Origin of the sequence: Streptomyces sp. 150FB (genome assembly GCF_000818195.1) — a bacterium.
GTDB lineage: Bacteria > Actinomycetota > Actinomycetes > Streptomycetales > Streptomycetaceae > Streptomyces.
Genome location: NZ_JTHL01000001.1, coordinates 816,934 through 825,634, shown reverse-complemented (window position 1 = coordinate 825,634; position 8,701 = coordinate 816,934). Strand labels below are relative to the sequence as shown.

Annotated in this window: 2 protein-coding genes; both read left to right on the top strand. The window is 74.6% G+C overall.

Annotated elements, in window-relative coordinates:
• Positions 1 to 4,695: type I polyketide synthase (locus QR77_RS48200; RefSeq protein WP_040019557.1), on the top strand; the 4,695-nt coding region annotated here is incomplete at its 5' end.
• Positions 4,695 to 8,701, top strand: a 4,007-nt coding sequence (locus QR77_RS46470; protein WP_040019556.1) for a type I polyketide synthase, incomplete at its 3' end; no start/stop codon positions are given. The genes QR77_RS48200 and QR77_RS46470, both read left to right, overlap by 1 nt.

Below are 8,701 nucleotides of genomic sequence, written 5' to 3'. Positions count from 1 at the left end.
ACCCTGCGGCAGCGGCTGGCCCGGGCCGACCGCGGTGAACGCCACCGGCTCCTCACCGACCTGGTGCGCAAGCACGCCGCCGCCGTCCTCGGACACCCCGGACCGGAGCGGATCCCCGCCGACCGCCCCTTCCTGGAGAGCGGCTTCGACTCGCTGACCGCCGTCGAACTCCGCAACCGGGTCGGGGCGGCGACCGATCTGCGGTTGCCGCCGACCACGGTGTTCGATCACCCCACGCCGCTGGTCCTCGCTGCGCACCTGGACGAACGTCTCCTGGACGCGCGCCCTGCGCCGGAGACCGCGCCGGCCCGAGCCACCGAGGAACCGATCGCCATCATCGGCATGTCCTGCCGCCTCCCCGGCGGCGTCACCACCCCCGAGCAGTTGTGGGACCTCGTGAAAGAGGGCCGCGACGCCATCTCCGGCTTTCCCACCGACCGTGGCTGGGACATGGCGGAGCTGTACGACGCGACGGGGGAGCGCCCCGGCTCCAGTTCGGTGCGCGACGGAGGGTTCCTCTACGACGCGGCCGATTTCGACGCGGAGTTCTTCGGCATCGGCCCGCGCGAGGCCATGGCGACGGACCCGCAGCACCGGCTGCTCCTGGAGACCGGCTGGGAGGTGTTCGAGAGCGCGGGCATCGCTCCCGCCTCCGTCCGCGGCAGCCGCACAGGGGTCTTCGTCGGCGTGATGCACCACGACTACGCGGCCCGCTTCACCGCCGCACCCGACGGATACGAGGGCTACATCGGCAATGGGAACGCGGGCAGTCTCGCGTCCGGCCGCGTCTCGTACACCTTCGGGCTCGAAGGCCCCGCCATGACGGTGGACACCGCGTGCTCCTCGTCCCTGGTGGCGCTGCACCTGGCGGTGCAGGCGGTCCGAAGGGGCGAGTGCGACCGGGCACTGGCCGGCGGCGTGACCGTGATGGCCACACCGGGCGCGTTCGTCGAGTTCTCCCGCCAGGGCGGCCTCGCCCCGGACGGGCGGTGCAAGTCCTTCTCCGAGGCCGCCGACGGAACCGGATGGTCCGAGGGGGCCGGCATGCTCCTGGTGGAGCGGCTCTCGGACGCCGAGCGGGCCGGCCACAACGTGCTCGCCGTGGTGCGCGGTACCGCGGTGAACCAGGACGGCGCGTCCAACGGACTCACCGCGCCGAACGGCCCCGCCCAGCAGCGCGTCATCCGGGAGGCGCTCGGCGACGCGGGACTCGCCGCCTCCGACGTCGACGTGGTCGAGGCACACGGCACCGGCACCCGTCTTGGCGACCCGATCGAGGCCCAGGCACTGCTGGCGACCTATGGCCAGGACCGCGAACACCCCCTCCTCCTGGGCTCCTTGAAGTCGAACATCGGCCATGCCCAGGCAGCCGCCGGAGTGGCCGGCGTGATCAAGATGGTGCTCGCGATGCGGCACGGCGAGGTGCCGGCCTCCCTCCACGCGGAAGCGCCCACCTCCCAGGTGGACTGGGACAGCGGATCCGTCCGCCTCGCCACGGACCACACGGCGTGGCCGCGCGCGGACCGGCCGCGCCGGACCGGCGTGTCCTCCTTCGGGATCAGCGGGACCAACGCCCACGTCATCCTGGAACAGGCGCCCGCGCCCCGGGCGCTGCCCGAATCCGCGCCTGCCCCGTCCGGAGCCGTGCCGTGGGTGCTCTCCGCCCACTCCGAGGCGGCCCTCGCTGAGCAGGCCCGCCGGCTCGCCTCGTACCCGGCCGGCCGCGACGCCCGCGACGTGGCCCTGTCACTCGCCACTTCGCGCGCGCTCCTGGCGCACCGCGCGGTCGTCGTCGCCGAACCGGGCGGACACGGGCCCGCACTGGAGACGCTGGCCAGGGGCGGGGCACCGGCCGACACGGTGACCGGCTCGGCGGCGTCCGGCCGCCTCGCGATGCTGTTCACCGGACAGGGGGCGCAACGGGCGGGCATGGGCCAGGCGTTGCGCGCCGCGTACCCGGTGTTCGCCGAGGCGTTCGACGCGGTGATCGCCCGGCTGGGCGGGGTGCCGATGGACGATCAGGAGGCACTGGACCGGACGGAGCACGCGCAGCGCGGACTCTTCGCTCACGAGGTCGCGCTGTACCGGCTGCTGCGGTCCTGGGGCGTCGTACCCGCGGCGGTGGCGGGCCACTCGGTCGGCGAGATCGCCGCAGCGCACGCGGCCGGCGTGTTCTCGCTGGACGACGCGTGCGCCCTGGTGGCCGCACGCGGCCGGCTGATGGGGGCGCTGACGTCCCGGGGCGAGATGTTCTCCGTACGGGCCACCGAGGCGGAGGTCCAGCGGGACCTGCCCGCTGGGGTGTGCGTCGCGGCGGTGAACGGACCGCGGTCGGTCGTCCTCTCCGGGGACGCCGGGACGGTCGAGGCGTACGCGGGCCGGTGGCCGGAACCGAAGCGGCTGCGGGTGAGCCACGCGTTCCACTCCCACCACATGGACGCGATGCTGGAAGAGTTCGCCCGGACCGTACGCGGACTGTCGTTCGCACGGCCGCGCTGGACGATGCGCGGCGACGTCACCGACCCGGAGTACTGGGTGCGCCAGGTCCGCGAACCCGTCAGGTTCATGGAGACCCTGCGCTTCCTGGAGGACGAGGACATCTCGACGTTCCTGGAAGTGGGACCGGACGCGGTGCTCACGGCGATGGGCCCGGCGACGGTCCCCGGCGCCACCTTCGTCCCCGCGCAGCGCCGCCACCACGACGAACGGCACACTCTGACAACCGCGCTCGCCCGGCTGCACGTCGGGGGCGCCGACGTGGACTGGGGCCGGATGTTCCCCACGGCACGCCGGGTGGACCTGCCCTTCTACCCGTTCCAGCGCCGCCGGTACTGGCTCTCCCCGAGCGGCCCGGCGGCCCAGGACGGCTGGTGGTACCGGGCCGGCTGGCAACCGCTGCCGGAACCCGCCGCGCCCCGCCTGTCCGGCACCTGGATCGTGGTCGCCCCGCCGGGGCACACGGACACCGCCGTGGACCACGCCCTCGGCGCGCACGGCGCCCGGGTGCGACGCGTGCACTCCCCGGACGACGTGCGCGGCACCCGGCCGGCAGGCCTGGTGTCACTGCTCGCCGACGGGCCTCTCGCCGACACCCTGGAGCTGGTCCGGGCCGGTGCGGACGCGCCGTTGTGGTGCCTGACCCGGGGGAGCGTCGCCGTGGACGACACCGACCGCGTGCCCGCACCCGAACAGGGCGCCGTATGGGGGCTGGGCCGGACCGCCGCGCTGGAGCACCCGCGTGGCTGGGGCGGCTTGGTGGATCTTCCGGAGAAACTCGACGAGGCCGCCGCGCTGCGCCTGGTGGGCGTCCTCGCCGACGGCACCGAGGACCAGGTCGCCATCCGGGAGCACGGCGCGTTCGGCTGCCGGCTGGAACGCGTCACACCGGACGGCGAGGGATGGCGACCCGCCGGCACGGTCCTCGTCACCGGCGGGACAGGCGCGCTGGGCGGGCACACGGCGCGCTGGCTCGCCCGTAACGGCGCCGAGCACCTCGTGCTCATCAGCCGGCGGGGCCCCGCCGCTCCCGGGGCACGTGAACTGGCCGCCGAACTGGAGGAGTCAGGCGTCACCGTGACGATCGCGGCCTGCGACGCCGCCGACCGCGAGGCGCTGCGTGACCTGCTCGCCGCCCACCCGGTCGACGCGGTCGTCCACGCGGCGGGCGTGGCCGAGTACGGATCCCTCGACGCGCTCACCCCGGAACGGCTCGCGGAAGTCCTCGCCGCCAAGGCCGACGGCGCCCGCAACCTGCACGAGTTGTGCGGTGACGTCTCCGCCTTCGTGCTGTTCTCGTCGATGTCCGGCACGGTGGGCAGCGCCGGACTGGGCGCCTACGCGGCGGCCAACGCCGGCCTGGACGCCCTCGCCCAGCAGCGCCGGGCTCAGGGGCTGCCCGCCACCTCCCTGGCCTGGGGGCCGTGGGCCGGAGAGGGCATGTCGGCCGGCGAGAGCGGCCCGCGCAACGAGCGACTGGGGCTGCCGCCGATGGACCCCGCCCGCGCGGTGGAGGTCCTGGCCGCGGCTGTGGGCGGACAGCACTCCTGCACGATGATCGCCGACGTCCGATGGGCGACGTACGCGGCGGGATTCGCCGTCCACCGCCCCAGCCCCCTGCTGTCCGGGTTCTCCGACGCTCCGGCCCGGCCGTCCACGTCCTCGTGGCTGCGGCGCGCGGAGGGACTCCCGCCGGCGGAACGCGGCCCCGCACTGCTCGCGCTGGTGCGCGCGGAGGCCGCGGAGGTCCTCCAGCACGCGGGGTCCGAGGGCGTTCCCGTAGGCCGGGCCTTCCGCGAGCTGGGCTTCGACTCGCTGGCAGCGGTGCAGCTTCGCGACCGGATCGGCGCCGCGACCGGACTGGACCTGCCCGCGGCCGTGGTCTTCGACCATCCCACGCCCGCCGAACTGGCCGAGCACCTCCGAGGGGCCCTGTTCCCCGGGGCGGAGGCCGCCACGAGCGGGGAGAGCGGAGAAGAGGCCGAGATCCGGCGCCTGCTCGCGACGATCCCGCTCGACCGGTTGCGCGCGTCGGGTCTGCTGGACTCCCTCGCCGCGCTGGCCCGGGACGGCGAACCGGTCGCCCGCGATCCGTCGGTGGAATCCGGCATCAATCCGTCGGAGGAATCCGACATCGACTCCCTTGCCCCTGAGGACCTGTTGCGCAGAGTCCTGGGCCCGGATCACGTGAAGGGCTGATGGACGTGCACGCTGACTCCTCAGAGTTCATCGAAGCGCTTCGCGAATCGATGAAGCAGAACGAACGGCTCAAGGCGCGTAACCGCGAGTTGTCCGCGGCGTGGCACGAGCCCGTCGCCATCGTGGGCATGGCCTGCCGGTACCCCGGCGGCGTCAGCTCCCCGGAGGAGCTGTGGGAGGTCGTCAGGGACGGCCTGGACGCGACGTCCGGCTTCCCCGACGACCGCGGGTGGGACCTGGACGCCCTGTACGACCCGGACCCGGACGGCAAGGGGACCGCCTACGTGCGGACCGGCGGCTTCCTCGACGACGTCGGCGAGTTCGACGCCGGCTTCTTCGGGATCTCGCCGCGCGAGGCGATGGCCATGGATCCCCAGCAACGGCTGCTTCTGGAGACCTCCTGGGAGGCGTTCGAGCGCGCGGGCGTCCGCCCGGACACCGTGCGCGGCGAGCGGGTCGGGGTCTTCGTCGGATCGAACGGGCAGGACTACGGCCTGGTCGTCACCATGGCCGACGGACTCGACGGTTACACCGGCACGGGTGTCTCGGCGAGCGTCCTGTCCGGACGTCTCGCCTACACGCTCGGCCTCACCGGCCCCGCCCTCACGGTCGACACCGCCTGCTCGTCCTCCCTGGTGGCTCTGCATCTGGCGATGCAGGCGCTGCGGCACGGCGACTGCTCGCTCGCGCTCGTCGGCGGTGTCTCCGTCATGGCGACGCCCGGCGCCTTCGTGGAGTTCAGCCGGCAGCGCGCGCTCGCGGCGGACGGCAGGTGCAAGGCGTTCGCAGCGGCCGCGGACGGCACCGGCTGGGGTGAGGGCGTGGGCATGCTGCTCGTCGAGCGGCTGTCCGACGCCCGCCGCAACGGCCACGACGTGCTCGCCGTGGTGCGCGGCACCGCGGTGAACCAGGACGGAGCCTCCAACGGCCTGACCGCTCCCAACGGCCCCTCGCAGGAACGGGTGATACGCCAGGCGCTGGAGGCGGCCGGCCTGCGGCCCGCCGAGATCGGCCTCGTCGAGGCGCACGGCACGGGCACCCCGCTCGGCGATCCGATCGAGGCACGGGCGTTGCTGGCGACCTACGGCCAGGACCGTGAACAGCCCCTGTGGCTCGGGTCGCTCAAGTCCAACATCGGGCACACCCAGGCCGCGGCAGGGGTCGGCAGTGTCATCAAGACGGTCATGGCGATGCGTCACCGCCTGATGCCGCCCACGCTGCACGTGGACGAGCCCACCCCGCACGCCGACTGGTCCAGCGGCGCGGTCCGGCTGCTGACCGAGGCGCGGCCCTGGGAGAACGGCCCGCGTCGCGCGGGTGTGTCGTCGTTCGGTATGAGCGGCACCAACGCGCATGTCGTCCTGGAAGAGGCGGCCGAGGCGGAGCCCGTCACCGAGGCGGAACCTGACAGCGGGCCGTCCCGGGCCGCGGCGGCTTCCGCCCTTCCCTGGGTGCTGTCCGCCCGCGGCGGTGCGGCACTGGCGGAACAGGCCGGCCGGCTCGCCTCGTACGCGGCGGGCCGGGACGCTCGCGACATAGGGTTCTCCCTCGTGGCGGCGCGCGCCGGGCTGGAGGACCGCGCGGTGGTCGTCGGTGACGGCGCGCAGGACCTGCTGAGCGGCGCGCGGGCCCTCTCCCTGGGCGACGACTCCCCGCACGTCATCCGGGGGGCGGGGGCCGCGGCGGCGCGGCGGACCGTGTTCGTGTTCCCGGGCCAGGGCTCGCAATGGGCCGGCATGGCCACGGAACTCCTCGCGTCCTCAACGGTGTTCGCCGACCGGATGGCGGAGTGCGAAGCCGCGCTCGCGCCCCACGTGGACTGGTCGGCGGCCGACGTACTGGCCTCCGGGGACCTCGACCGGGTCGACGTCGTCCAGCCGGTGCTGTGGGCTGTGATGGTGTCGCTGGCGGCGCTGTGGGAGTCACTGGGCGTGGTGCCCGACGCCGTCGTGGGCCACTCCCAGGGCGAGATCGCCGCGGCTGTGGTGGCCGGCGCGCTGTCGATGGCGGACGGCGCCCGCGTGGTGGCGCTGCGCAGCAGGGAACTCCGGGCGCTTCGCGGCGCCGGCGCGATGCTCTTCGTCTCCGCCGACGCCCGGTCCGTCCGCGACCGGGTACGCCGGTGGGACGGTCGGCTGACGGTCGCGGCGGTCAACGGACCGAGCACGGTGCTGGTGTCCGGCGACACCGCCGCCCTCGACGAACTCGGTGCCGAACTCGCCGAGGCCGGCGTCATGCGCTGGCCGGTCCCCGGCGTCGACTTCGCCGCGCACTCCCCCCAGGTCGAGCAGGTCCGGGACGTGCTGGCCGGGCTCCTGGCCGACGTGGCTCCCACCGAGTGCCGGATTCCGTACTACTCGACGACCTCCGGAGCCTGGCGCGACGGCACCGATCTGGACGCCGGCTACTGGTACGCGAACCTTCGCGAGCCGGTCGACTTCGAGCGGGCGGTCCGCGATCTGACCGGACACGGTTTCGACACCTTCATCGAGGTGAGCCCGCACCCCGTGCTCACCGTCGGAGTGGAGTCCGTCGCCGAGGCGGCCGGGGCCGACGTGGCGGCGATCGGCACGCTCCGTCAGTACGAGGGCGGTACGGGCCGTTTCCTGCGCGCTGTCGCCGAGGCGTACGTCCGGGGCGTCGAGGTGGACTGGCGTCCGGCTCTGGCCGGCGGCCGGCGGCTTGACCTGCCCACGTACGCCTTCCAGCGGGAGCGGTACTGGGCCCGCCCGGCGGCGGGCCGGACCGGCGACCCGGCCGCACTCGGTCTCGACACGGGCGGACATCCGCTCGCCGGGGCCTTCCTGGACCTGGGGGACGAGGGCTGCGTGCTGACCGGGCTCGTGTCGTCGCAGACGCACCCCTGGCTGGCCGACCACCTCGTGGCCGGTACGGTGCTCGTGCCCGGCACCGCGCTGCTGGAGCTGGTCGCGTACGCGGGGCGCCGGGCCGGGTGTCCCGAGGTGGCGGAGCTGACCCTGAGCGCCCCGTGCGTCCTGCCGCCCACCGGGGGCCTCGCGATCCAGGTCAGGGTGGGGCCCGGCGAGGACGGCGCCCGTACGGTCACGGTCTCGTCCCGGACCGACGAGAACGGCTGGGTACGGCACGCGGAGGGCTCGCTGACCGTCCGGCGCGCCGCGAGCGTCACGGCTCTTGGGACATGGCCGCCGCCGGGCGCCACGACGGTGGACGTGGCCGGCTTCTACGACCGGCTCGCGGACGCCGGCTACGGCTACGGCCCCGCCTTCCAGGGGCTGCGAGCGGCCTGGCGGGACGGCGACGACTTCTACGCAGAGGTCGCGTCGGCGCCGGCCGAGGACGCCACCGGCTTCCTCGTGCACCCGGCGCTGCTCGACGCGGCGCTGCACGTGCTCGCCGCCGGCGCGGAGACTCTCGCGCTGCCCTTCTCCTGGCGCGACGTCGTCCTGGAACCCGGATCCCCCCGCACTCTGCGCGTTCACCTCACCCGCCAGGGCACGGACGGTGTGACGCTGCGGGCGTTCGACGGCGCGTCGGGACAGCCGGTCGTGTCCGTCGGCTCGCTCGTCACCAGGCCGGTGACCGCCCACCCGGACCGGCTCTTCCGCATGACGTGGACACCCGTGGCCCTCCCCGGCCGGAGCCCCCGGAGCGTCGTCGTCGGCGCCGACCCGCTGGACCTCGCCGACAGCGAGCCGCTGCCCGGCCTCGACGCGCTCGACGAGGTGCCCGAGGTGGTGATCGCACAGTGCGTCGGCACCGGGCCCGACCCGGTTCGTGGCGCGTACGCGTCCACGGCGGCGGCACTGGACCTGGTGCGGTCCTGGCTCGCCGCCGACCGGTTCGCCGACTCGCTGCTGGTGGTCGTGACGCGCGGCGCCGTGGCGGCCTCCGGCGAGGACGTACCCGAGCCCGCGGGCGCCGGCGTATGGGGACTGCTCAGGGCCGTGCAGGCCGAGCATCCCGGCCGGTTCGTGGTCGTCGACGTCGACGGCCTGCCCGAGTCCGCCGCGCAGGTCGCCGCCGC